At 51.9% G+C, this 1,565-nt stretch carries 2 protein-coding genes; both read left to right on the forward strand.

What is annotated here, in order from left to right; translation table 11 throughout:
- Positions 1-151 precede the first annotated feature (151 nt).
- Entirely contained in the window at positions 152-472 is a 321-nt protein-coding gene (locus tag V7Z60_RS10115; protein ID WP_334117678.1) for a hypothetical protein, read from the forward strand.
- Between the two features lie 13 nt (positions 473-485).
- Positions 486-1,259 (forward strand): serine/threonine protein kinase, encoded by a 774-nt coding sequence (locus tag V7Z60_RS10120; RefSeq protein ID WP_334117679.1) that lies wholly within the window; start codon positions 486-488, stop codon positions 1,257-1,259.
- Positions 1,260-1,565 lie beyond the last annotated feature (306 nt).

The following is a 1,565-nucleotide window of genomic DNA, read 5'->3' on the forward strand; positions in this document are numbered from 1 at the left end:
CGGAATCTCGTGAGAGATTCTAGAAACTCGGTATCTCTGATACCGAGTAGGTCATGATTATGTACGGTTCTTCATCGCCGAGAACAGGCTGAATGAGGGAAGCAAGGACACCATCAACAAGCTGGCGGAGATTCAGGGCTGGACTTCATCGATGAAGCAGGCCATCTACGACATCAGCAACAACCGCTGGTTCCCGACCAGAAACAAGGTGATTTCAATCGGACTGCATCTGAACATGACTGTCGAGGAGATGAATCACATGCTGGAACTGTCGAAGATGGGACCGCTGAACCCAAGGTCTCCGTTTGAGTCGGTGATAGTCTTTGTGCTGAGGGATGCAGCCTTGAACAACATGATTCACAGGGACGGAAGCATTGAGCTGTGCAAGTCGGTCCGCAGTCTGCTTGAAATGTTCGGAGTGTTTCCCTCAGGAAGCGACTTCATAAATGATCTGCCGGATGAAGATGAATAGAAGATGGGAGAAAATGGAATCTGACGATTTGACGATGCTTGAAACAATTGAGGGCAGCATCGGGCGCGGCTGGCATTTTGACGGGTGCATTGCAAAAAACGTATACGAACTGGTGAAGACCGACCCGGTGATAGGGACTGACCGCCGTGTCGTCAAGGCCGTGCGGGTCGGAGAAGACGGAATGATTCCGGCCAAGAAGAAGCTCAGACATCTGAACCGCATCAGGGACAACGCCAATGTTGTTTCCTACTTCGACTACGGCAGCGTCGGCGACTGCCTGTGGTACGTGATGGACAGGTACGTGCCCCTGACCGTCCGAACCTTTGACGAGCACGATGTTCTTAAGGTCGGACTTGACATTGCGCACGCGCTTGAGGCATGCGAGCGGTCGGGCATCATCCACCGGGATGTCAAGCCGGGAAATGTCTTTGTCAAATCCAGTGCCGAGCACCACTATCTTCTTGGTGACTTTGACATCGCACTTGACGAGGATGATGAAGGTGACGGGCACTTTTCCATCGGCTATAGCGCTCCCGAGCTTTTGAAGCGGAAGTTTTCGCACAGGTCGGACATCTACTCGCTGGGAATGACGCTTTACGTTCTGGCAAACGGATGCAGGTTTCCGCTGAGACGTGACGTTTTACCAGACATTGACTGCATCAGTGCAGGCCTGAATGCGGCCTTGAAGAAGGCATGCAGACTGAAGCCGGATGACCGTTATCAGACGGCAGCCGAGTTCAGGGGTGAGCTGATGAAGCTGATGCTGGACATATACAGAAATGACTAGAGGTTGGGAAAAAAGTCCCGGATGATTTGCAGTTAACTGCGAATTTCATCCAGGACTTTGTTTGTGTATGCGGCGTTAAATTTGTGGCTTTGAGCGCAGCCAAGGGCATTTTGCCCGTAATTGAGAGCTGAAATTTACAGGCAAATCCTAAAAATCGCCAATTTGCCCGTAATCGGGAGCCGGAATTTACGGGCTCATGAGCGCTCGGCTCCACACCTTGCCTAATCGGGTTCTGCCTCGCATAATCAGGCTCAGACCAGCAACAAGGCTCATGATAAGTTCGTGCCGCGTCGCGACTGCGCTTTC

It is taken from the genome of Ligilactobacillus sp., from assembly GCF_036846325.1.
Lineage (GTDB): Bacteria > Bacillota > Bacilli > Lactobacillales > Lactobacillaceae > Ligilactobacillus.